The organism is Vibrio penaeicida (assembly GCF_019977755.1).
Taxonomy (GTDB): domain Bacteria; phylum Pseudomonadota; class Gammaproteobacteria; order Enterobacterales; family Vibrionaceae; genus Vibrio; species Vibrio penaeicida.
This window is the reverse complement of the sequence record NZ_AP025146.1, coordinates 75079-99943: the sequence shown is the minus strand read 5'-3', so window position 1 is coordinate 99943 and position 24865 is coordinate 75079. Positions and strand designations below refer to the sequence as shown.

Below are 24865 nucleotides of genomic sequence, written 5' to 3'. Positions count from 1 at the left end.
GCAATCACGTAGACACACTAAGCACGCATTAAAGCGTGCTTTTTTTATGACTATTCGAAACTTATTTCCATTTATGGGTGATACCTTACCAATATTTTGATATATAGTAATACAAATTAACTTTCGATAGCGTTGTAGTATGACCGATTCATTGCTTCCCAACATCCTACAGTTCATCAGTCAGATAGACCCATTTGACAAAATTCCTAAAACGGCACTTCGTGAACTGGCGTCTTGCGTTCAGATTACTTATCTCAGTAAAGGTGAAGTCGTTGATCAGGGAGCTTCCAAACGTGAAAAGTCGCTTTACATCATTCGAACAGGGTCCATCGAACAACGTAAATCCGATGGTGTACTGAGAGCTAAACTAGGCCCGGAAGATCTATTTGGATTTACCTTTTTAGGTAATGAAGTAGAAAACGGCAAAGAATACCAAGCGATTGCTATTGAAAATTCACTGGTTTACGTCATACCCAACTCGGCACTTCAAAAGCTTTGTACCGCCTACCCTGAATGCGCAGAGCACTTTGCATCTCAAGCTCAAGTCAGATTGAAATCAGCACTAGATGTTGTCTGGTCCAATAAAGAAAAAGGACTTTTTATTCGTCGTGTAGAAGATATCGCCAGTGGTCGAGTGGCGATTGTCACCGCAGATCAATCTATTCAAGCTGTTGCGAACGAGATGTTAGATAAGTGTTCTCCCTGCGCAGTTGTATACCAAGACGATAAAATTGCAGGCCTGATTACCGACCGGGATATGACCAAACGAGTCATTGCGAAAGGTTTAAGCATCACGAACCCAATTTCTGAAGTTATGTCACCAGATCCCCAAACTATTCACCCTGATGATCTAGTGCTGCATGCTGCTTCTATTATGATGCAACATAACATTCGAAATCTGCCACTTGTTAAAGACAATAAGGTTGTTGGCGTTTTAACCACAACACACTTAGTTCAGAATCATCGTGTTCAAGCGATATTTCTAATCGAAAAAATTAAGTATGCCGGCAGTGTAAAGGCGCTTTCTAGTTTCACTTCAGAGCGTCAAGCCATATTTGAAGCTTTAGTTGAGGGACGCGTTTCACCAGAAATCATTGGAAAAGTAATGACAATGATTATGGACGCTTATACCCGACGCTTAATAGAAATCGCCATTGATAAGTTAGGTACTCCACCCTGTGATTTCTCTTGGATTGTGGCAGGTTCTCATGCCCGTAATGAAGTACACATGTTATCTGATCAAGACAGTGCAATCGTGTTAGAAGAAAAAGCAACAGATAACGATCGCATCTATTTCAAACATCTCGCCATGATGGTGAGTAATGGTTTGGACAAATGTAATTATCCGTTATGTCCAGGCAAGTTCATGGCAGCTACCCCTAAGTGGTGCCAAACACTGACTGTGTGGAAAAAATACTATAAGAAGTGGGTAGCCAGCCCGGAATATGAACGACTACTCAATATAAGCGTCTTTTTGGAAATTCGTACCGTGTACGGAAACAAAGAGTTTGAACGCATATTACGTGACGAATTGCACTCAAATATTAGAGGAAACAGGGAGTTTCTTTCTATGCTAGTTAATGATGCGGTAAATACGAACCCGCCACTGGGTATTTTTAACAGCTTGGTATTGCAAAAATCCGGTGAAGACAAAAAAACGCTAGATATAAAAAAATATGCAATCACTCTAATCATTGATCTAGCTCGGATCTATGGTCTGGCCGTAGAGTGCGATCTTACAGCCACTGACGAACGATTTAAGGCCGCTAATGAAAAAGGCATGCTAAGCGATGATTCCTATAAGAACATTACCAATGCATACCAGTTCATCCTTTCGTTCCGATTTGCACACCAATTGGACGCTTTAAAGAATGGCAAAGAACCTAATAACCATATCGATCCAAATTCGTTTGGTAGCTTTGAGCGTAAACACTTAAAAGATGCATTTCGTATCATTGCCGATTTACAAGAAGCAGCAAAAGTTCGCTTTGGGAGTTGTTAATGAAACGTTTAGTTGAGTACCTCCACCCTTTTGAGCGAATGAATCGTAAACGAGTAAGTTACGCTAAAAAACGAGGGCTCCCTACATATTTAAAGAATCTATTACGTTCCCCACAATTGCGCGTAAGCCAACTTGCCTCGGAGACAGAATTTGTTGTTTTGGATTTAGAAACTACAGGTCTAGATAGTGAAGAAGAAGTGATTTTGTCGATTGGTTGGGTTGAAGTTAAACACGGCCACATTGACTTATCTACAAGTAAGCACATGTACGTTCACAGCGACTCGAAAATTAAGCCAGAAACCGCTGTCGTTAATCATATTACGCAACAAATGCTCGTCGATGGTGTTTCTATCCATGAAGCGATGAGGTCATTTTTTAAAGTGGCAGAAGGAAAACTGATTGTTGCACACGGATGCCTGGTCGAAGCAAACTTCATCAACCAGTATCTGCTAAGCGTATTCAACATCGATACACCACCTCTGCTTTGGATTGACACATTGTGTATTGAAAAGCGGTTACAAAAAGCGATCAACTCCCCTGATGGATATGATGTGACACTATCCGCGACAAGAGCACGTTATGGACTCCCTGCATACAACGGTCATAACGCACTTGCAGACGCAGTTGCCACCGCTGAATTATTACTCGCTCAACAAACCCGCATCACTCCTCAAGCCAAGACGACTATAGGTACCCTTTACCGTCTGAGTATTTAAACCACAAAGTATTCTGTTATGAAAAAATCTGATGTTTCTACCGCGATCTTCCTCTTGGTCGCGGCGAATCTGGTCGCGTCGCTGTCGGATGTGTCTCTGAAAATGTTGAATGGAGAAGTTCCCACTTTTCAGTACGTTTTAATCCGACAACTGATCAGCTTATTATTTTTGCTGCCTATTTGGCTGCGATTAGAAAAACCTCAACGCCTTATGGGCTGTGATTGGATTACTTTCTGGCGCGCACAGCTCATTTTGCTTGGCAGTGCTTGCGCGATGGTAGCAATTACTCACTTACCGTTAGCAACAGCGAATGCTATTTTTTACGTTGGCCCTTTATTGGTGTTACCTCTCTCGGTAATATTTTTAGGAGAAACGCCTTCAAAAGGAAAAGTACTGGGTACCGTACTTGGCTTTGGCGGTGTTCTAATAGTATTACGTCCAGAGCAATTTCATTGGGCAGCAATCATTGCCCTAGGCAGCGCTTTAGCGATTGGAGTTGGGAACATTCTGATTCGTCGTATGCCAAAAGAACAACCATTAGTTGGTACATTATTCTGGACAACGTTAATGACCTTACCAATTGCGTTATTATTGGCCTATCAGCAATGGACAGCTATCACTTGGCAACATTTACTGTGGATTATTGCCATTAATGTATTTGTTTTGTCTTACCATGCCTTAGTGGTCAAAGCGTTTAAACGCGCACCTGCCAGTCAAATTGCACTAGCTGAATACTCTGGACTCGCATTTGTGACACTATTTGGTGTGATGTGGTTTGACGAAATACCCGATCTATTTACCGCTCTGGGTATAGTCTTAATTGTCCTTCCCATGATGCCAGTCAACTGGAAAAAGCTTTCGAAAAGAAAAGTGAGTAAGCGTAAGGAGTACATTGTAGAAAGCTAGTATCTGCTAAATAAATAGCCAGTGGTGTCGCTGGCTATCATAAAATATTGCGCCTTTACACGATGAGCAGCAACTATCCCAATGCGGGTTTATATAAGCGTGTAGATACACCTTAGATCAAATAAACCAAGCAAATGCAACTTACTGATATGGTTGCACTAATTCAAAATTAGGACACACGCCATTTATTCGCCACAACAAATCATGATTCGTTTCACACTTTGAGACTTCAAACATTTACATTTATTTGTACTACAATACTATCAATTTAGTTTTATTGCTGTTCTTACCGAATAAGTGAGTATTAGCATGAGAAGCTGAATAAAATTTTGTTGCTCCCATATCATAACTACACATTACTGAGCCTGTTTCTGCTGATTGGCAATGATTGTCGAAGATCTTACAGTGCAACGTGAACAGCCACGCAAGACAAAGCACCCTCGAGCATTGCCTTGTGATACCCAAACCTCGTTTAACTGTTCTATTGCCAACCAACAGAGCTCTTAGCTCAGACGGTAACCTTGCCGTTTTCGCCCACACATTACAGGCTTGTGTGGGCTTTTTTTTACAAATAAATCATACAATTTGTCAGAGCAAAGCTAATAATGTTAAGATTCTCAATGTAAGCTTGATTAGAATCAAAGTTAAAAACAAGATTCTACATCTGCCACAACCTCCCTCAATCCTTTAATTTGTAAGGCCTCATTGGAGAAATCAAGATTCAATATCCGACAATGATCACTTGTATGATTAATTAAGCCTCTTATTCCGTATCACCGGTCACGATTTTGAGTTATTGTACTACAAATAAAACCCAGTGATAGTTACTATTACCACACAGACATTAAACAACTATCAAAAGGTCTAAAGATGGAACTCAATACTATTATTGTAGGCATCTACTTTCTATTCTTAATCGCAATAGGCTGGATGTTCAGAACTTTCACAAGTACCACTAGTGATTACTTCCGAGGCGGCGGTAATATGCTTTGGTGGATGGTGGGCGCAACTGCATTTATGACGCAGTTCTCCGCTTGGACATTTACTGGTGCGGCAGGTAAAGCATATAACGACGGTTTCGCGGTCGCTATGATCTTCCTGGCAAACGCATTTGGTTACTTCATGAACTTTGCGTACTTTGCTCCTAAGTTCCGCCAACTACGTGTTGTAACCGTAATCGAAGCAATCCGCATGCGTTTTGGTACTACGAACGAACAAGTATTTACTTGGTCTTCTATGCCAAACAGTGTTGTTTCAGCAGGTGTATGGCTAAACGCTTTGGCTATCATCGCATCTGGCATTTTCGGTTTCGACATGACAGCAACTATCTGGATTACAGGTTTGGTTGTTCTTGCTATGTCAGTTACTGGTGGCTCATGGGCAGTAATTGCCTCTGATTTTATGCAGATGGTCATCATCATGGCAGTAACCGTTACCTGTGCTGTCGTTGCAGTAGTTCAAGGCGGTGGTGTTGGTGAAATCATTTCAAACTTCCCTGTAGCAGAAGGCGGTTCTTTTGTAGCGGGTAACAACCTAAACTACCTAAGCATTTTCAGCATCTGGGCATTCTTTATCTTTGTTAAGCAGTTCTCTATTACTAACAATATGCTGAACTCTTACCGTTACCTTGCAGCAAAAGACTCAAAGAATGCGAAAAAAGCAGCGTTGCTTGCGTGTGTTCTGATGCTAGGTGGTGTGTTTATTTGGTTTATGCCGTCTTGGTACATTGCAGGCCAAGGTGTCGATTTAGCCGCAGCTTACCCGGAAGCGGGCAGCAAAGCCGGTGACTTCGCATACCTTTACTTTGTAGAACAATACATGCCAGCTGGTATGGTCGGTCTGTTAGTTGCCGCTATGTTTGCAGCAACGATGTCATCAATGGACTCAGGCCTTAACCGTAACTCAGGTATCTTTGTTAAGAACTTCTACGAACCAGTTATACGTAAAGGCCAGGCATCTGAGAAAGAGCTGGTTACTGTATCTAAAATCACCTCAGCTGTTTTTGGTATCGCAATCATCTTAATTGCGCAGTTCATTAACTCTCTGAAAGGTTTGAGCCTGTTCGACACAATGATGTATGTCGGTGCACTTATCGGCTTCCCAATGACAATTCCAGCATTCTTAGGCTTCTTTATTAAGAAGACTCCAGACTGGGCTGGTTGGGGCACTCTGATTGTAGGTGGTATCGTATCTTATGTTGTTGGCTTTGTTATCACAGCTGACATGGTGTCTTCAACATTCGGTCTTGAAGAATTAACTAAACGTGAATGGTCCGATGTTAAAGTGGCGCTTGGTCTAGTAGGACACATTGTTCTGACTGGTGGCTTCTTCATGCTATCGACTATGTTCTACAAGCCTCTAACAGAGAAACGTCAAGCAGATGTAGACAAGTTCTTTGACAACCTATCAACTCCTCTTGTTGCAGAATCTGCAGCACAGAAGAAACTAGATAACAAACAGCGTCAAATGCTTGGTAAGCTGATCGCAGTAGCAGGCGTAGGTGTGATGTTCATGGCTCTACTACCTAACCCAATGTGGGGTCGCTTAGTCTTTATCCTATGTGGTGCTATTGTCGGTGGTGTTGGTCTACTACTTGTTAAAGCCGTAGATTCAAGTGCTGAGCAAGCCTCTGAACCAGTTACAGAAAGCTAATAATTTCTCTCTATAAAAGCGCGGCCATTCTAAGGCCGCGTTTTTTGTATATTAAATCTATCAAAGCTCCTCCCTTCTAAATCGTCATACACTCGGCTTGTCATAATCAACCGTTAAGCCGTTGACTCGTTCAATTCTACTTCTAATAACAGACACAACAACCAGACGTAAAGTAAGGCAAACCTAATTCAAAGTAATGTAAAGAGCAGTGCCCTTTCATCAAATGAAACTATTCTTAGTTTGTAGACTGAACATGAGGAGGTCTAAGATGAGAGGAATAATTTTACTCAGTACATGTCTATTCGCACTATCAACTTATGCATCAACAGATGCTTCAAACTTAAGTGAAGTCGAGTTATGTAAGCAGTATGGTAGTGACTTGGCGTGGAATTATAAATCTGGCCAATCAGAGTTTTTGCGGCAAGTAGTTTCTAGAACCCAAAATGGCTCATGGTCGATTAGCACAGAAGAATGCGATAAGTATATTCAAGCAGCTAGACATGACACCAATTTCGAAATTGCAGACATGCTAGGTAGTGACTAATTGTCATAATCAGATTCAAATAAGCTATTAACCACGTGAAAAGAGCCGCACTACGCGGCTCTTCGCTACTTATACGACTTGATCTAGAACTTAAAATAGCGCAACAACGTACTTCGAGTATTGTCAGTGCCACCGAACCAGTCGCCTCTCTCCACCTCAGCTTCCGCTCCCTGCGCCCTTATGCAAGTTGTTATCTCGGCCAGTTAAGAAACAAACTGCTTAGGCCAAAATCTTTAACCCTGGCAGCATATTGATGCGCATGATTCTCTAAAGCGAAGTTCATCACACCGCTTACACATTTCATTTCATAATTTGTGGAGATAGCCACATTTGAGGTATTAAATTATTGTATGATAAATAAACGAGGCGTACAAATTATGTTCAGGATTGATAACTGCCTTTCATCCTGCCTATACCTTGGAAAAATGACAACGATTCTGGAGAAGAACATGAAAAAACAATTAATTACGCTAGCAGCTGCCTCTGTGATGATGACGTTTTCTATCAACGCAAAGACTCTAATGCTAGGTCATGCGATGAATATTGAAAGTGCTGCACATGCTGGCATGAAAATCTTTGCGGAAAAAGTGAACGAAAAGTCTAACGGAGAAATGAACGTCAAGATTTTCCCTAATGGCGTGTTAGGTTCAGAGAGAGATCAAGCTGAGCAAGTAGTCACTGGCGCTATCGATATGGCTAAGATAAATGGCTCTCTTGCTGAATCGTTCGAACCTACCTTTAAGGCTATTTCAATCCCATTCTTGTTTAGAGACTCTACTCATATGCATGAATTCATGCGTAGTGAAACTGCAGAAAAGTTACTGCTTTCTAGCAAAGGGAAAGGATTTATAGGCGTTACATTTTATGACTCTGGTTCTCGCAGTTTTTACAGTGCGAAACCTATTGAGACTCCAGACGATTTAGCAGGACTTAAGGTACGCGTACCAGAATCACCTACGATGATGGAAATGGTTCGTTTACTAGGGGCTAAGCCTACTCCTGTTCCGTTCACCGAGGTCTATACCGCTCTACAGCAAGGTGTCATTGATGCTGCAGAAAACAATATCTCTAGCCTTGTGGAAATGAAGCACTCCGAAGTGGCTAAGTACTATTCAATGGACCAGCATATGATGACTCCTGACTTGATAATGATCTCTGAATCAACCTGGAATAGCTTGTCCAACGAAGAGAGAAAAATCATAAAAGAAGCTGCTAACGAGTCGAGAGAAGAAGAAATTAAAATCTGGGCAGAAACTGACAGTAAAAATATGGCCATTGCTAAAAAACTCGACGTGAAATTTGTCGAAGTAGATAAGTCTAAGTTCCGAGATAAAGTGCAACCAATGATTGAAGAAGCTCAAAAAGACTCTAACTTGAGCTACTACGTTGAGGCGATACAAAAGCTCTAATCTTAATAAAAAGATAAATTAGCGACTTGGTAATCCCAGTTAAACATAATTATTAAGTCGCAATATTTAAAACAATAGTTATAGATATTCTTATTAAGTTCATATTTATAGAAACACATACTCTGGATATCAAAATGGACGTTCATATAACAAAGTTTAAGAACCTATTAGATAAAATAATTCTATCGTTCTGTAGTATTGCTCTCTTTCTCTTAGTAACTTCAGTTACCTGGCAAGTGTTTAGTCGTTATGTTTTGAATGACCCAAGTTCCTTTACAGATGAACTTGCGCGTTACCTTATGATCTGGTTTGGACTATTGGGTGCTAGTTACTTATTTGGTAAGAATGGTCATTTAGCCATTACATTATTCATACATTCGATTGGTAGAAAATACCAAAAACCTAGTTATATATTAATACACTTAACATCATTATCATTTGTTTTTCTGGCGATGATAAAAGGTGGAATTCAACTGATGGGTAGAACCACTATGCAATTTTCACCAGCACTACAAATACCAATGTCCTACGTATACTTTATATTGCCCTTAGCTGGTTCACTGATGTGTATTTACATATTATTTAATATCGCCAATTTACTGGCAACACCTTCCAATGAGAGAGGATAGTTGTATGGATATCTCCGTCGGCTTTTGGCTATTGTGTCTATTTATGCTGCTGATCTCTTTTAGTATTCCAATCGCGATTGCTATTGCTTTATCTTCTCTTGTCATCATGTGCACCATCATGCCATTTGATATTGCACTTATGACCGCTGGGCAAAAAATAGTAACCGGTATCGACAGCTTTAGTTTACTTGCAATACCTTTTTTTATACTGGCTGGTAACATCATGAACAGGGGTGGAATAGCTCAGCGACTCGTTGATTTCGCGAAGCTATTAGTTGGACGGCTTCCGGGTTCACTGTCACATGTAAATGTTATTGCAAATATGCTTTTTGGCTCTGTATCGGGTTCAGCCGTAGCGGCAGCGGCAGCCGTAGGTAAAACATTAGAACCAGAACTAGAGAAAGAAGGCTATAGCAAATCATTTTCTACTGCTGTCAACGTGGCTTCCTGCCCTGCGGGATTACTTATTCCACCAAGTAACTCACTGATTGTGTTTTCTGTAGTGAGTGGTGGAACATCCATTGCCGCTCTATTTATAGCTGGTTACGTTCCCGGGATCTTAATGGGCATAAGCTGTATGATCGTTGCGTACTTTATTGCTAAGAAAAAAGGGTATAAAAGCGTAGCAACCCGCACGACATTGCCTGAAGCATTAGCTATCACCTGGAGAGCGATACCTAGCCTTGGACTGGTTTTGGTTGTTATTGGAGGGATTATAGGAGGTGTGTTTACAGCAACAGAGGGCGCGTGTATCGCGGTACTTTACTCTTTGTTTTTGTCTCTTGCTTATCGCTCGCTAGGTCTTTCTGCACTACGTACCATTTGTATTGAGACAGCAGAGATTACTGGAATTATGTTGTTTTTAATTGGAGCTTCGACAATTATGTCTTGGGCCATGGCTTTTACTGGTTTACCAAGCTTAATCAGCGATTGGATGCTTTCTATTTCAGACAACCCGATTATCATTTTGATCCTCATGAATATAATACTTCTAATCGTTGGTATGTTCATGGACCTCACGCCAGCAGTATTAATCTTTACTCCTATATTTATGCCTATCGCCACTCAACTAGGTATGCACCCTATTCATTTTGCTATGATGATCATATTCAACTTATGCATCGGGATTGCAACACCACCAGTAGGCACGGCACTGTTTGTTGGGTGTAGTGTTAGTGGAGCGAAAATAGAGCATGTTATTAAATCAATCCTGCCCTTTTGCGCGGTGCTGATAATAACTCTACTACTTATTACATTTGTCCCTGAAATAAGCTTAAGTATGCCGCGTGCTTTTGGGTTAATAAAATAATCTGAATTAAAGAAAAATTAAAAATGCCTACTATAGAAATTGACTATTGTGGGCATTATCCTTTCAAGCTAGATAGTAAATAGTTCGGACAACCTTGGCGATCTTTATGAAAATTAAAATCCAGAACTTAGCTCGCCCTTAAGTACTTCATTAACTGCCAAGGTCAATGGCAATTTCACGATTGGTAAAGGTCATGAATATGGTTTGTCAGTTCAATTCGCTTCAAATAGCAAAGGTACCGATTAATCAGGCGTACCATAAATTTTTGAGCCTCAATACCAAAAATACTTGGTAAAAAGAAAGTTAAAGAGGTCGAATCGTGCTGAAGACTTATACTCTGTGTTATCAGAGTATAAGGCTTCAAAAAATATAAAGAGCTCTCAAAAATAGAGAGCTCTTTCGTTCAGTTAAGTTAACTGCCTCTTCGGCAGGATTATCTGGTGTTTAACCTGAGTAATTCTTAAACATTTTCTTAACTGCCTATGCGGCAGGACACTCTAAATCTAAAATTTGTTCCTCAAGGATAGATTTCCTAGCTGCCTACACGGCAGGACACGGAGAACGCTTAACCATTCGAGTACCAATAGTTTTCCTAGCTGCCTATACGGCAGGACACTATCAACTATAATAACTAACCTTCTGATTTTGATTGCTTTAAGTCACAAAACCTCAAAATACCCTTTTACAAAACCAACAGCTAAGACATTGTTTTTATGAAGTTAAAAATACTCTCCCCAAAAAGGGTTAAAAGTTAAAGTCTGGGACGGTTCCCCTTCTTCCTTGGTTGGTTGACAATCCATAACTATTAAAGTCTGCTGTAGAGCGTTTATTAACAAGTTCCTTTTGTGTATATAAAATGTAATCCTGCCCTGATGAACTACTAGAAATAGGTACTCTATGAAAGTGCCCAATTGCACGCTCTTCTTTAGCGACAGGTAAAGCTTGTTCACGACCAGATAACTCCGCTCTAGCCATACTGCGTTTTATTCTTCGCTTCTTTGAGCCTAAAAAACTTTTAGCAACATTTTGGTTGCGAACAAACCTTACCTCACCGACTGTTTCAGGTACTTCGAGTACACTAGACAACTCAAACAAGCCTTCTTTCACCATCAAAGAAAAATAAGGCTGATAAGAAAGCCCTATCATCACGTCTTTGTCTTCTGCTACAAAAGCAATGGATTGACCAACTGACGATGCCCCCCAATTAGGAAAGCTCACCCCAATTTTATTCATAACTTGTTGGTTATTAACCATAAATAAGTGCATTTGCGAAATGCACCGGCCCGCTAGGAGTTCATAGTCAGCGTGGACTGGTAAGTAACGTATGAGGAGATAGAACCTTTTTGCCATAACGGAACCCTTACTTAAGCTTTGGAGCAATTGAACAGACCGCCTTTAATCAGGACAGACATAACAAAGTGAACATCGTCAGGTATAGTTTTAGACGATGTCATACTTTCAATCCAAATCTCGGTATTTCGGAGTAACTGATAAAAATCATTTTTCAGCTTAGGATGTCGACGGGCAATAACATATTCTCTATCTGCACCATATTCATTAACTCTTAGGGGCTTATCTGCTTCGTCGTGCCACCAATCATCAATTAACTGTAAAGCCGCCCCAACTTTCTGCCCATGGAGTGCGGCCGTTTCCCTTCCACCCTCAATCTCAACGGTTGCTAACTGCTTTTTAGGAACATCATTTTCCTTACTATCCAAAAATTTTTGGCTTGGATAGATTTCATCTCCCCACCCGACAGCCATTTTTGCTTTAACATCCATATAGAAATATGCCTTGGGTTCGGACAATGCTCTAACCAAAAAGTCAGTTAGTTGTTCCAAAATATCAGTCGACTTTTTATCCCACTTTCCATACCAGGAAAGCTTAAGAACATTTTCAATAACGAATACATTAGAGTCACTCGTCGTAATCTCTATCTGTACATTTCGAGCGTCTCGATTACGCCAAAGCCATGTACCAAGTAGAATATTTTTAGCGTAGCGATGTGCAAGTTCAGAGTAACCACCTGCCTTTTTGTAGGCTTTGGCAAGCATAGATAACTTATTACGCACTTCATCATCACTACATATTTGGGGACCTAATGAGTTGGCACTGATGCGTAGAGAAAAAGCACAATAGATATCATCCACACCTGGCTTAACGTAACATTCTTCAATATATTGAGGGTTTGCATATGACAAGTCTTGAGGGGCAACATTTTTCGGTGAAAAGTTGTTACCTTTGTATGCTTCTGAGTAACCACCTTTGGGAGCCCTTAATCGGGTTCTGTCTATTTCAATTGGGCACATCGTCCCTTCATTGGATAAAGAATAGAAATATGCTTTGCCAGTAGAAAGCGAACGTAAATAGCTGAGTTGATTGCAGAGCTCCATAAGCAACTAATCCCTTAATTTTTTTATTAGGATAGCTTCTCCACTGTATTCTAACGACCAAAAGGCATGGTTAAAAAAGTGATCTCGTCCACCAAAACGAACATCTATTGGATTCAAACGCTTAGCAATACCTAAAGCATTCTCTGCATAAGCATGTCTTTCAGTTAATGAATTATCACGCGCTGTTGGATACTCTAACAAATGGTAGCCAATTGAAATGGGAATGCGATTTGAGTCTCCACTTAATAACTGTTCAAGTTCGTCAAAACTTTGTGGCTGCGTTTCGCTTGGAAATAACCAACGCCCGTTTGCCGGCTCGCCTTTTAAAACATGAAATAGCTCACTTTTACTACTGAAGGTTTTGAGCCAGTCAATCTGTGATGAAATAAGTGGTTGAAAGACTGAACCTCCCGCTAAGACTACTGGAAGCGCAGCTTTAAGCTCCGACAAAAAATCTGAAATTCTATTTTGACTTTCAACTCGTATGATCAGATCTATCTCTAAATCAGACAACCGTTGACCGAGAATTGTTGGTCTCTTGGCATTAGAAATAACTCGCTTTTTGGCGACTGAGTTAGGTTCGCTAAGTTTTGCTGAAGGCTTTATATTCTCACTTCGAACATAAAGCGAAAAACTTGAGAATTCAAATTTACAATCACCGCCAACAAGCTGATTGAATTCTCTTTGATATTGGTGCATGAACCCCCAAAAGGCCGCCATCGACGGGATACCCGATAAATAAGGACTACTCATTGCAATAGCATCTTGCACTCGAAAAAATGATAGGTAGATGTATTGTTCAGCTGGTTCTAGTTCTTGGGGTTCGCTTGGTTGACTAAGTTCTTCTAGCAACCAACTGATCTGCGCTTTGGCTACGCTCATAAGATTAGGGTGATACGCAAACTTAGCTGTAAACCTGTTTTCCTGAAAAACGAAATGTAGATGTCGGTTAAAATCGTTAGCTAATGACGGAAATTCTGACGCAGGCAATGTCAAAAACGCTTGAGCAAGTGAATCATCATGCTTTAATTGTTGCCGATTGGGCACTGCATCCTGAATATCCCTTAATTCAAGTAGCGGTAACATCCATAATGCTATTTGCTTTCGTAATATCCTACTCTGAACCAATCGCGCCCGCTCTCTTTGCTTTTTTGTTTTAAGTGGTCTAACTCCGATTAGATGATTCAGTACCTGACAGATCCTAGAGTTCGTTACCTGATAGTCATCAAAATATCGCCCACTCTTTTGACGATTTACATTTAATGTTTTGTTTAGGTTAGATTTTACTCCTAAAGGATAATCCAACACTTTTATATGTCCGCCTAAACTGCCGCACAAGTTGCCAATGCTCGCAGAGTTTGGTAAAGACGAGGATACAAACCGTAACTTACTCTCTTTATTACGCGATCTAAGTTCTAACTCTCTTTGCATTGCATGACTCACTACTGGGGTTATTGATACGTAATCCCCCCTCCATGGGAATCTTAGTTGCTTGCTATATGCACTTACACTGTTAGGAAAGATCTCATCACGCAGTTCAACTAACAATGAGTTTTGAATGTGAGCCAGTTGCGTTACGGTTAAACCAAACTCTTGTAAAAGTGATAACCAATCCTGATTTTCTTCTTGAATGAGAGACAGGACACTCACTGACTTTGATCGCCAGCTAAAGGGGTTCAACAACCAGATCGGGTGACGATAGAACGCAGAGTTATGTGACCAGCCCCAACCATTATCTAACCCTACACTTGAGATAAATGACTCAGATGTAGAAAGAGCCTTTGCTATTATCCGTTGTCCTTTGACGCGACAATCCGGGAACTTGAGATTATGAGTATGAAACCATTTGATTTCAGCAAGAGATGCATCCAGATTATCAATGTTTTGGAGATAGTTTTTAGCACGGGCAACATCCAACCAATTCGAACACCTATCAGCTTGATAACTTGAACTTAGATTGAGTAAAATCGTCAGAGCTTCTTTTTCAAACCCATCGATACTGACATTCTCTGTGTAAGGCATAAACATCTTCTTTAACGTTGCTTGCTTTACGTTCGCGTCTTCTATTGCTAATAAATCGCTTAATTTCGTCATGCTTACCACTCTGGAAGATACACACTTAAACCATCGGTCTCTGAACACATTCGAGTCAACTTCGTTTCTATAACACTTCGTAATGTAAAGGCAGCTTCATGGGTAGCAAGCTTTGCATGTATTTTCGGCCTGATGGCTGCTTTTATCTCACCAAACTCATACAACCGATATATTTCATCTGTCGTACAAGAAAGCAATGTAGAAGCTTCCAACGGGCTCAATAGCACGTCGCTTATGTTTCCCTTAAGCTGTACAGGAGTATCTCTAATTAGATTTATGAAATAGGCTAGTACTTGAGTTAAAACTGTATTTTGACTTAACTGCCGGCTTGGAAGTTGCCGGCACTCGAGTAACAAACCACCAAAGGCTTCACTAAAAAACAGTTGCTTCCACTCTTTGACTCGGACAACCTCAGTTTTATCCTTCAATGCATCAAGCTCACGCCACAACGCATTTGGCCACTCATTACAATATTCAACGAATGATTTAAAGCTAAGATCATCAATATTGCCATAGCGGTTTACATACCAAAGTAAAAAGCCATAACGTTCCGACAACTTCACTTCTGCTTTCAAAAATCCCAAGGGGTTTGAGTCATATCCTGACAACCAACGAGCGACTAATAACTCCGACTCTGCAGCAGCTTCAATCTGTGCGTTTCTTAGGTCAAAACCACATTCACATTGGCTGATACTCTCAGTATCTTGATACTCAAGCCTCGATTTACATTCTGGGCAGTGATGTATCAGCTTACATCCGTGGTGCTCACAGGCTTGGTGGGAAATAAAGTGCCATTGCTGACGTATGTATGGGGCATCACCGATACATTGAGGGCAAATGGGAGTGAAGCGCTTACGAACAAAGGCATAAGGGAAATCAGAACCGAAACGATGAACGGCTTTATATACAGGAGAAAATTGAGATTTTGAGTGAGATAGCACTAATCGCAAAACGTCGGATTTATTGAGCTTTAACTGTTGCTCAAGATGGATAAGAACCCGCACTCGCATTTGACTGGTTGTTTGTGCGTGGTAAATATTGACTCTGTTGAGCTCGAGAGGAAAAGCACCTGGAATCGCTTCATGCTGGTTCATTGTGTCAAACCAGATGCTTTCAGCAAAATGAGAAAATCGCTCATGCCCTTGATCTTGCGATAAGCGCAATAAAAAACTTTCAAGAGACTCGTCTGGGTAAAGTTGAATGTCCGTCTTCACATGTCACCACAAAACTTAGAATATCTAAGTTTTTCTATCACTTTTAGCCTCGTAAAATCAAACTCTTTGAAGCAAGCTGTGATTTAGCTCAGGTTATTCATCAATGCACATAAATCCGAATTAATCATGAATAAAAGTGCTATTTTTATTCAGTTCTATAGTATTTAACCCATAGCTTTTGTTAGAAAGCGAAAGATTATTGCAAGAGGAACACAACTCAACCTAGTTTATAGTTTATCCATAGGCTACACAAAATACGTAATAGCCTTGAATATAAAGGTATTTTAGCTCCTTTAGACCTTCACTTTGTCGCAACTGAAGATATTCTGTTTGCTAGTGCTTCCTCAAGCCAGCGACTCTACTTGGTTACCCTTGAAGTAGAGCCGATTGCAGGAAAAACACTTCTGGAAAAAACCTGAAAAGATTGAAACAGAGTCAATTTAGAGAAACGCAGCAATAACCCGCTGTTTAAAGTGCCCCAATCGCAGTTCGTCAAATATTAATGAAGATACCCGATTGCCTGATTTATCAACAGTTGAAGCATTTTCCCAATCAAGTATAGATAAATGGGAATGCTTAGATTGAACATTTTCACCTAATGGGCTTGATGGAGCGAGCTGTTCATCAACAACACTCTGCACATTAATCTCCTGTTTGGAGAGTACACAGCTATCAGGAATATCTTGCTCAATTCTTTCAGCGAATCCTATCAAGCTCTCTTCGGCAAAGGTATAGAGCCATGCTTCTTGATTAGCTGAGTCATTGACTCTCAGTATTCGGCCAAGAACTTGTCTAAAGTAGAGTTCGGTCTTAACCGCGCTCAAATGACAACATACTTGTAATCTTGGTATATCGGTACCTTCACTTATCATCCCAACACTGACTATCCACTGAACGTCTGAATGACGAAAGGATTCAATTTCGTGTAACGGATTGTGATGGTGATAAGTCACAATGCAGGCTGATTGATTAAACTGTTCAACAAGTCTCTTTTGAATGTCTTTCGCATGCTTAATAGAAGCTGCTACCACTAAGCCACCTGCATTTGGTGACTCTTTCCTGAGCTGCGCTAGCTTTTGGCAACCACTATCCAATATGTAATTCATAGCACGATCGTTGTGAATGACGCTTTGATAGGAGAGATCAGATTGTTTCAGACAATCAAGAATAGACGCAAAGTGTTGATTTTCATTGCCAGTATTAATGCTCAGATGCTCGTTGTCTATTAAAACGATTTTAGGGCGGCGGCAAACCCCATCAACAACGGCGTGCTGTAAACCATATTGATAGTCACAAACAACCATACCATCTGGATCAGAATATTCTGCCATTACAATTGGCAGTTTATCTGAACGCCAAGGGGTACCAGACAGCGCCAGCGTGTAACGTGCCAGCCCTTGTATCTTTGATACAATTTCTAATCCCCAAGAATTTGAACGGCCATCTTCATCAAATGAGCAATGATGAATCTCGTCAAATACGACTAGTACTCGATACTTCCTGACTGTTTTCCAAAAATTATCATCCAAGTATCGAATGGATTGGTAAGTATAAGATCCTCCCAAAGACCCCAACCCTCCATTGAAAGAGCATTCTAGTGCCTAGGAAAATGTACTTCTCATTCCTTCAGCAACAGAGAGCGATGGCGAAAAACAAAGGACCAAATCAATCATGTCATTTTCAAATAATCGCTTTGCAACCTCTGCCGCCATAACTGTTTTGCCAGCTCCTGGAGTCGCTTGACAAAAAAAATGGGAATGGCTGGTAGACGTAAACTTTTTCAGAACTTGAGTTACACACTCACTTTGCCAAACCCTTAGCATTTCTTTTGCGCCTTATCTTTTGCGATATGTACATAGTTGTTTAGCGCATTGACTTTTCCCAATAGCTTTGCCGATCGTTCTTTTGCTGCATCATAGAGGGGCAGCAGATCTGTCTGGCTACTTGGAAACCGGGATAACAACGATTGATATTCTTCAACCTCGCCCAAAGTAATCGCTAACTCCCCTTCATACATCTTCTTCTCTTGCACTAACACATTTAGATCAGATTCCATAAGCTGGGCGTTTGAATTCACTTTCCTTTTTTTACCACTGAGGACTTGGGGCTCTACTGTTAACGATTTAAACTCCGCAGTAACGTGATAGCGCTTATCCCGGCGCACCCCATCTGCTAATAGCCATCCTTTACCTTCAAATGATAGAAGTTGCTTATACACATACTTTCGAGCTTCTTCTTTGCTTGGAAACATTACACCACTTTCAAGTAACGCATCCCTAGCTTCTGTTACAGAGAAATGATCCATTCCTCTATCAATCAATAAGTTAAACATGTGTGGGTTAATTTTGGTGATTCTGTTCATTTGGCTATAACAATCAATAAAAACTTAGGATTGCTAAGTATACAAAAATCAGTAAAACTTAGACAATCTAAGTTATCGATAGGTTTGTTAGAAATGAGCAAGTGCAAAACCACAACCCAATCCCAGAGAGGCTTAAAGCTGCGCGTAAAAAAGCCCAAATCACCCAAAAAGATTTAGGGGTGAAAATAGGTATGGAACCAAGTTCAGCGAGTGGACGAATGAACCACTATGAAAAAGGGCGGCATGTACCAGATATCGGTACCCTTGAACGTATGGCCGAAGCGTTAGATGTACCGCTGAACTACTTTTTCTGTCGTAACGAATTAAGTGCCGAGCTAGCATGCTTGGTAGATAAACTAAGTGATGAGGATAAAGCAAAGTTGATAGCAAAGTTGGGGGCATATGGCGAAAGCTAGCGTTTACTTAGTAACTTTTTGATAGGAATATGCTGCAACGCAGTAAAAGCACGGTCAAACCTCTCTCTTCTGCCAGTTTGTTCATCTAGCTCAAAACGTGTGTACTGCTGAATCGTCTGAATTTTAATCGTGTCGACTTTTACATCGAATGGATTTTCCCCTTCGACAGAAAAGTTGGCAGCCTCTTGTAAATGGCGCTTGGTTAGTTCCTTTGCGCCTTCGTTAAGAGCTGTTTCAAGTGCATCGGATAAAATATCTTTTAGTGCTCGCATCTCTCCCCGTGAGTAAGCCAAAAGTGGTAAACTGAACTCAGGAAGCTCTAACTGAGGTTGTTTATCTAATGGCATCAGCTTTGATATCGCCTTTAAACACAGGGCAAGTCGCTTCATCTCTGCTTTGTTATTACTACCATCCTCATTGATCACTTTAAAGTAAGGGATTTCTCGAACTAAACGTAACCTGGACTCCCACTGACTGTCTCTGGTGATTTCTTTTGACCAAGGCATTCCAACAAATACCATTGAGACAGAAGCTTCTTCACTTATCATCTTCAATCGATTACTGATTTCTTTCTTGTCATCATTCGAACGGATTTCCACAAACTCTTGGCATTCGTCAATAATCATCATGCCTATATCTGCTTGAGTAAGTTCGCGAATGACCATGTCGGTTAAACCAATTTCAGAGGCTTTTTTTACAAATCGATTATTTCTCCGGTTGGGATTAAGACTATGAAGTATCCAGCTAAGAGTCTCTTGCAATGAAGGCCTAACTCTTGTCCTAAGCACCTTACGACCTGTTTTAAATTGGCTTGCCCTAGTGAAATGTTCAAGTAATGCCGACTTACCTGCACCTGTATCGCCAAAGACCAACATCGATGGTTTAAATCCAGCTCTTGAACTTTTAATTCGTAGTTTTTCCAGATCACTAAGAATTGCATCGAATGGAGGAAACAGTGCAAAAGACTGGTTAAAGTCGGAAACAAGGCGCTGAATCTCCACAGAGTTACTCATCCTCACTTAAATCTCCAAGTATCGATTCCCAATCATCCAAGAAATTAGCACTATCCTTTGACTCTGCAGCTTTACTCTTTTTCAATGACCCTTTTTCCAAAGCTGGTGACTTCGATTTATAGGCTGCACTACTTATTCCCGAAAACTCAGCCATCTTTTTAATGTTTTTTGGGGGGTTACGCTTTCTCTTGAAAGAACGCAGCTCTTCTGTTTCATCTTCCATTCGCGCTGCTAAAGCGAGACGTGCTTTCGCAAGCGAAAGAGTATCAACTTGTCCTTTTATATACTGTTTATGAGCTCGTTTGATAATGATGTGTTCATGAAGTGAAAGATGTTTTGTGTATCCTTCGGGGTCATCACAGGGAACTTTGATATACCCGTTAATCTCCTCCAAAAAGATAAAAATTCTGGACAGATCATCGGGATCTACTTTAATGGTTTTTATCGCTGATTCTTTCGTCTGTGGAAATCTTGCGCGATAATCGGCAAGGGCTTGACTTCGATAGAATAAGTCTTCGTACTGAATACCTTTCTCCGTGAGTTTTCGCTTCACTAATATGCCCATAATAATAGACAGTTGTTCACTGTCTTTAACCGGGAGTCTAGCTGGAGGAAGTGTCTTGACACCTTGGCTCCAGTATAAGTTAGGCAAGCGATTGTTTCTCGAGTCAGGTTTGGCGTTGTGAACATCGATGATCCAACGATGCAGTTCTTCAACAAACGTAGAGAACTTCATTACAGCTTTATTGGCTGCATCATAGTCCCCCTTTTCCAGAACATTTGAAAACGTCTTTCCCGGAATAGTGGCGAGTAACGTTTTGTTTAGAATACCGAATGACCTTTCAATAAAGGGTTTTAACCAAGGCTTTTTAACTGGATTGTATTGAACAGCAATGTTGAGTTCTTTACAGGCATCGTCAATACTTTTTGACCAGAACTCAGCTCCATTGTCCATGACCAATGTTTCAATTTTTCCCTCACAAAGCCATTCATTGCTTAACTCTATAGGTAAATCTTTTACGTAGTCTTTAGACTTCATTGCATTTAACAATGCCTTCGCTACCGTTGCATATCCCGGTGCGTGAAACCCAAGATGAAAGCCAATAATACAACCGCTAAATACATCGATAAGCATCGTCAAGCAGGGGCGTCCAATAGGAACGAGATACTCATCATGGAGTAACATCAAATCCAATTGTGTATGATCTATTTCAACTCGCTCCAGAATACGTGTAGGCGGTTTGTGCTTAGCGTTGTGTCTGAACCAAAGATCAGCAAAATATTTTCCATGTCTTTGTAGAGCAACAGCATAGGGGGGAAGCTGTTTAAGTCGCCTTGAGAATGATTTGTAGCTAGCGCTAGGTATTTTACCAACAACAATTGATTCATTAGCCACTTCAATTGAGTCACAGTAACGTTCATAAGCACGGGTAATGTTCGGTCTTTCAGCGGCGAGCCAACTTTGCACGGCTAGATCAAAGTAATATTCATCACCTATGATTTTTGGTTTACGATTACCTTTAGCATAATTTCTAACAACAAGAGATTTTAAATCGCCGTTGCTCTTCTCATAACGCTCCCTCCAACGCTGAACCGTTCTTGGGCTAGGAGTTGGAATAGCAACGTCATCTTTGTACTTTTCGATTAACGCTTGTATCTGCTTAATTGGCCAAGGGCCATCAAGCTCTTTACCTATGAGTGACAAAAGCTTTAGTCGCTGCAAAGCTTCATTTTTGCGCTCTTCAGGGAAACTGTCTAAGTCTCGTTCGTAAACGGTTACAGCATTTAGGGGTTGGTAGCAAAGCTCAGAACCTCCTCTAGTTACATCACCAATATTTACATCTGTTTCTAAAGCACTTTCCACATTATCAAACAATTCACCGCTAGATTCGTCATCAAATGGCCCTTTCATGCTTATTCCCTCAACCAAATTGTAGTGCTCTCATCGAACATGGAAGCTTCAAGATGAGCAGAAACAAGGCCAAGACTAATTAGTTCTAACAATTCTCGGTTTATAAACCCTATGGACTTATTAAATATACCAGCGAGCTTTTCTGATGATGACAACCCTTGGTTTTGAATGACTTCTAAAAGTGATTGTTTGAAGGAACAAATGTGCTTTGAACCTGCATAACGGTGTATCAACTTGAGGTTATCTACGATAAAGCCTTTACGAATTTGTCTTTCTGTGACGAGATGAAGAGGAAGTCCAATATCTTTACTACCTTTTTGCATTGCTTCGAAAACATGAAGATATTCAGGCGTAAGAGATAACTTGGAGTTTTTAACTTCTTGTAGATATCTCTTACCATCTTTCAACGTTACAAGAAAATCAGGAGTGTAACTATGTGGTCCATCTTCTAATTGGTATTCTAAGCAAAACGGCTGACTCTCAAAAGAGACAACGTCAGGATGGTATTCAAGGTGAAAACATGCATCAAATTCAAGCGATGATTCACACATGATGATGGCATTGCATTTCACACTAATGAATTTGAAGATATTTTTCTTAGCGTGCGGCTTATTAATGGTATGCGGGTACATGGCCTAGCCTTAAGTAGTAAATTTACAACCTAAAAGTAGACCATGACAACTTATCTGTCCAAAATGACAGCAGTTGTGTCTAAAATGTCATCTTATGGTTCCAGCCACAGCAGGGACATTAACAGCCGTTTGAACGGTCACTAGGGCTTTATGTCAATGTGTATTATCAGCTACTTATTCAGCAGTATTGTCTTAGCTGCCTATTCGGCAGGAATGTGACCGCTCATTTCTAATCATAGTCGGTGTTTCTATGTTTGCAAACAAACTAATATTTTTTTAATCGAGGCATCTTAAATGCTCAAGGAGCATATCGACTTCTATAAATCTGCCAAGCTAGGTAATCAATAACATCTTGATCTATATTACTTATATAATTGGGATGTTTATTCGAGATATTGAGAAAATTGTTCCATCCCTTCCATTCACCTGAGATTCGGAACAAAAACTCAGGGTGTTTTGGTAGGCCAGTCGTAAGATTAAACTCTTTACCAGTACTCAACCAAGATGAAAGACGTCTTGTTGCTGATTCAATTTCCATATCACTTACCTAAAGATAGTCCCTAATTTATTATAGAAACAAATGGAACTTTAGATCTTAGAACTTGTAAAACAACCCAAGAACGGCGGCGCTTGTCTTCCAGTTATCCATGTCATGCTCAGAACCGGTGTATTCACCAAAAATGAGCATATCCTCATTCACAAGGTAATCGACACCTGTTGTATAGGCAATCGCTGAGTTGTCAGACTGATCATCCGAATCGAAGACGGAAGTCGCGTAAACACGAAATGCATTCCAGGTATAGCTCGCTGCTGCACTCCAAAGCTTTCCACTATTGAAGTATCCATTTCCCTGAGAGTAAGGCCCCTCATAGCTACTGAACAGGGCTGCAAAGTAGTAGGTTTCATTACGCAATCCCACGCCGATGGCATAAGCGTTAAGGTCTAACCCCATGCGCTTACCCGCTTCCGTGTACATGGCCGATAGATTTACATAATCTGTCTGGTAAGAAGCCGCGATTGAATACTCTTTGTCTACGTTATCTTCACCTGAAGACTGCATATCTGCTGAAACTAGATAGGTGTCAGAATAGATGTATTCGTAACGTATTCCTTTTCCTTCTTCCTCATATAGAGAGTCCAAGGCATACACACCATCGTTACTAATGTCTGTTAAAATGCCTACTACATCGACACTATCTTCTGCCTCGCCAATGAATAGTGTGCCGTATTTTCCCTCTAAACCGACATAGATATCATCAAACTCAGTTTGTCGTTCGTTGTCGCGGTCTTCGTAGCTATAAATTTCAAAAGCAGCAAATGTATTTAGCCCGTCTCTGAGTTGATGAGTGTACTGAAACTCAACAAAAGCTTCGAGCGACACCTCGAAATCCTCATCCTTGTTGAGTTCTGGTAATTCCGAAGTATGCTTATTGAATAAATCGGCAAATACATCAACTTCACCCATCATTGAAACTGATTTGGTTTCGTCAGAGTACAGTTCAATGTCTGCTTTTGAGTTAAAGGCAATAAGCAGCAAAACAGCCAAATACTTCCATTTGTCCATGTAGGTCAACTCCATAATTAAAGTGGTTACTTTTATAGATGAATTTTCAAAAGTAGAAAATTTTACTTCTGAAAAGTCAAAGCAAACCGAAAATAACAGTGTTAACCTTGCCGACAAGTATTGTTAATGAAAAATACTACAAATTAATTAGAAGAAAATTGATTGTCTAATGCTTCTTTAATCTCATCTGTATTAAACCCTCTACCACTTAAGTAGGCGTATGCTTTGTTCTTCTCTTTATAATCTGATAAGTCGAAGCTCTTTTTATCTAAAGCTTTCTCGCAACTTAAGTAGAAATCAATTTCGCCAGATTGAGCCATTGAATATGCTACAGAATCGATGTTGTCAACGTTGACTCCTTTGGATCGAAGCTCCATTCTGATCCAACGTAACCCTTTGCCTTTTCGACAATATTTAATAAGCTCTTTTCGTACGTCTGTCTTCTCAGCCTTTACCTGCCTATCAGTTTTGAGCGTATGAGCCTTGGGATGTTGCTTAATTGCCTCTTCTGCCTGTTTACTACTAAACCCACGCTTGACTATATTTCGAATCAGTTTTTCTTTGGTGATACCAAACTCATGGTAGTAACTGTTTAAGTAGGCGTTAATAATTGATTGCTCATTGATAGATTTTTCTAAAATAACCGATGACAGGCTAGAGCTAATAACCTCATCAGGAATCATCTTTTTCTTTAGTATTTTGGATATTTTCAAAGATCCATAATCTGCAAAAAATGATCTTTCAATATATTCAATAGCGAATTGCTCATCACTCTTAATTATTACGAGGTCCAATAGCTTTTCTATTGTATTATCAATCCATTCTTCATTGTCCGTTTTCCTAGCTAACTTGACCTTTAATTCAGCAATGGTAAGAAAATAGCCTTTGCTTTCTAGATGCCATAGCGCAGATTTGAAAACTGACTCCTGGTTTTTTGCCTGTCTTACCGTGAATTGCTCTTTCATCATTTGCGTGCTCTAAGCTGTTGCCCTGCTCTGTTTTACCATTGTTCCGTTAACCGACAAACGGATTGAGTTACGGCGTAACTTAAAAGATCCAAATTGGATCAAAGTTACACTGTAATTATTACGAAAAATT

At 40.3% G+C, this 24865-nt stretch carries 18 protein-coding genes and 2 pseudogenes; 9 read left to right on the top strand and 11 right to left on the bottom strand.

Annotation, left to right across the window (positions count from 1 at the left end):
• Positions 1 to 139 precede the first annotated feature (139 nt).
• The 8 genes and pseudogenes from LDO37_RS29315 to LDO37_RS29280 all read left to right on the top strand — a co-directional run.
• Positions 140 to 2002 carry a putative nucleotidyltransferase substrate binding domain-containing protein gene (locus LDO37_RS29315; protein WP_126606642.1) on the top strand — a complete coding sequence of 621 codons (1863 nt, stop codon included), beginning with the start codon at positions 140 to 142 and terminating at the stop codon, positions 2000 to 2002.
• Positions 2002 to 2718 carry a 3'-5' exonuclease gene (locus LDO37_RS29310; RefSeq protein WP_126606643.1) on the top strand — a complete coding sequence of 239 codons (717 nt, stop codon included), beginning with the start codon at positions 2002 to 2004 and terminating at the stop codon, positions 2716 to 2718. The genes LDO37_RS29315 and LDO37_RS29310 overlap by 1 nt, the downstream gene beginning before the upstream one ends.
• 18 nt (positions 2719 to 2736) lie before the next feature.
• The gene (locus LDO37_RS29305) at positions 2737 to 3624 is read left to right on the top strand and encodes a DMT family transporter (protein ID WP_126606644.1); all 888 of its coding nucleotides are present in this window, start codon (positions 2737 to 2739) and stop codon (positions 3622 to 3624) included.
• Positions 3625 to 4494: 870 nt separating this feature from the next.
• A complete protein-coding gene (locus LDO37_RS29300) occupies positions 4495 to 6276 on the top strand; it encodes a sodium:solute symporter family transporter (protein WP_126606645.1) in 1782 nt (593 codons plus the stop codon).
• A 993-nt stretch (positions 6277 to 7269) separates the two neighbouring features.
• A complete protein-coding gene (locus LDO37_RS29295) occupies positions 7270 to 8229 on the top strand; it encodes a TRAP transporter substrate-binding protein (RefSeq protein ID WP_126606646.1) in 960 nt (319 codons plus the stop codon).
• 134 nt (positions 8230 to 8363) lie between these two features.
• Entirely contained in the window at positions 8364 to 8858 is a 495-nt protein-coding gene (locus LDO37_RS29290) for a TRAP transporter small permease (protein ID WP_126607370.1), read from the top strand.
• Between the two features lie 4 nt (positions 8859 to 8862).
• The gene (locus LDO37_RS29285; RefSeq protein WP_126607369.1) at positions 8863 to 10167 is read left to right on the top strand and encodes a TRAP transporter large permease; all 1305 of its coding nucleotides are present in this window, start codon (positions 8863 to 8865) and stop codon (positions 10165 to 10167) included.
• A gap of 131 nt (positions 10168 to 10298) precedes the next feature.
• Positions 10299 to 10557, top strand: a pseudogene (locus tag LDO37_RS29280) (hypothetical protein); the annotation flags it as partial.
• A gap of 354 nt (positions 10558 to 10911) precedes the next feature.
• Here the strand turns inward: LDO37_RS29280 and cas6f are convergent.
• The 6 genes and pseudogenes from cas6f to LDO37_RS29250 form a co-directional block, all read right to left on the bottom strand.
• Positions 10912 to 11517 (bottom strand): type I-F CRISPR-associated endoribonuclease Cas6/Csy4, encoded by a 606-nt coding sequence (gene cas6f, locus LDO37_RS29275; protein ID WP_126607368.1) that lies wholly within the window; start codon positions 11515 to 11517, stop codon positions 10912 to 10914.
• A 14-nt stretch (positions 11518 to 11531) separates the two neighbouring features.
• A complete protein-coding gene (csy3, locus tag LDO37_RS29270; RefSeq protein WP_126607367.1) occupies positions 11532 to 12560 on the bottom strand; it encodes a type I-F CRISPR-associated protein Csy3 in 1029 nt (342 codons plus the stop codon).
• A 6-nt stretch (positions 12561 to 12566) separates the two neighbouring features.
• Positions 12567 to 14654, bottom strand: a complete 2088-nt coding sequence (locus LDO37_RS29265; RefSeq protein WP_126607366.1) for a type I-F CRISPR-associated protein Csy2 — start codon at positions 14652 to 14654, stop codon at positions 12567 to 12569.
• Between the two features lie 2 nt (positions 14655 to 14656).
• Positions 14657 to 15868: a TniQ family protein gene (locus LDO37_RS29260; RefSeq protein ID WP_126607365.1), complete on the bottom strand. Its 1212-nt coding sequence runs from the start codon at positions 15866 to 15868 to the stop codon at positions 14657 to 14659.
• A gap of 440 nt (positions 15869 to 16308) precedes the next feature.
• Positions 16309 to 17691 (bottom strand): annotated as a pseudogene (locus tag LDO37_RS29255) (DEAD/DEAH box helicase).
• Entirely contained in the window at positions 17685 to 18230 is a 546-nt protein-coding gene (locus tag LDO37_RS29250) for a hypothetical protein (RefSeq protein WP_126607364.1), read from the bottom strand. The pseudogene LDO37_RS29255 and the gene LDO37_RS29250 overlap by 7 nt, the downstream one beginning before the upstream one ends.
• Before the next feature lie 101 nt (positions 18231 to 18331).
• Between LDO37_RS29250 and LDO37_RS29245 the strand changes: the two genes are divergently transcribed.
• A complete protein-coding gene (locus LDO37_RS29245) occupies positions 18332 to 18646 on the top strand; it encodes a helix-turn-helix domain-containing protein (protein ID WP_126607363.1) in 315 nt (104 codons plus the stop codon).
• On the opposite strand, the gene LDO37_RS29240 is transcribed toward LDO37_RS29245, so the two are convergent.
• The 5 genes from LDO37_RS29240 to LDO37_RS29220 all read right to left on the bottom strand — a co-directional run bounded on the left by LDO37_RS29240 (position 18643) and on the right by LDO37_RS29220 (position 24735).
• The gene (locus LDO37_RS29240; protein WP_126607362.1) at positions 18643 to 19659 is read right to left on the bottom strand and encodes a TniB family NTP-binding protein; all 1017 of its coding nucleotides are present in this window, start codon (positions 19657 to 19659) and stop codon (positions 18643 to 18645) included. The genes LDO37_RS29245 and LDO37_RS29240 overlap by 4 nt on opposite strands.
• Entirely contained in the window at positions 19652 to 21571 is a 1920-nt protein-coding gene (locus LDO37_RS29235; RefSeq protein WP_126607361.1) for a Mu transposase C-terminal domain-containing protein, read from the bottom strand. The genes LDO37_RS29240 and LDO37_RS29235 overlap by 8 nt, the downstream gene beginning before the upstream one ends.
• A 2-nt stretch (positions 21572 to 21573) precedes the next feature.
• On the bottom strand, positions 21574 to 22203 hold the full coding sequence (locus tag LDO37_RS29230; RefSeq protein WP_126607360.1) for a TnsA endonuclease N-terminal domain-containing protein: 630 nt from the start codon (positions 22201 to 22203) through the stop codon (positions 21574 to 21576).
• Between the two features lie 595 nt (positions 22204 to 22798).
• Entirely contained in the window at positions 22799 to 23767 is a 969-nt protein-coding gene (locus LDO37_RS29225) for a porin (protein ID WP_126607359.1), read from the bottom strand.
• Positions 23768 to 23910: 143 nt separating this feature from the next.
• The gene (locus LDO37_RS29220; RefSeq protein WP_126606572.1) at positions 23911 to 24735 is read right to left on the bottom strand and encodes a regulatory protein RecX; all 825 of its coding nucleotides are present in this window, start codon (positions 24733 to 24735) and stop codon (positions 23911 to 23913) included.
• Positions 24736 to 24865 lie beyond the last annotated feature (130 nt).